The 317-nt window shown below is 35.3% G+C and carries 1 protein-coding gene; it reads left to right on the forward strand.

All coding sequences use genetic code 11. The features are described from left to right. On the forward strand, window positions 1-317 hold a 317-nt coding region (locus PL9631_RS25925), incomplete at both ends, for a transposase (RefSeq protein ID WP_156090737.1).

Raw genomic sequence — 317 nt, forward strand, 5'->3', positions numbered from 1 at the left:
TACGATGGTAAAAAAAACTTACCATTAGATATAGAATTATATCAAAAAGCCGAGTCATTACCCTTAGGAAAAGCTGACCCGGAATTTAAAAAGAAACCGGAAATAGCATTAGAATTAATACAGAGGAGCTTAGAAAGAGGATATCGACCGGGAATTGTGCTAACAGATGCCGGGTATGGAAATAACACAAGTTTTCTACAAGAGTTAGAGAAAAAAGGATTAAAATATATAGGGGGAGTCGCTAAGAATCGAAAGGTAATCCTCAAAAAAGGGGAAGATGAAACAGAGGAAACTCGATTAGATAATTTAGCTAAATC

The organism is Planktothrix paucivesiculata PCC 9631 (assembly GCF_900009265.2).
Classification (GTDB): Bacteria; Cyanobacteriota; Cyanobacteriia; order Cyanobacteriales; family Microcoleaceae; genus Planktothrix; species Planktothrix paucivesiculata.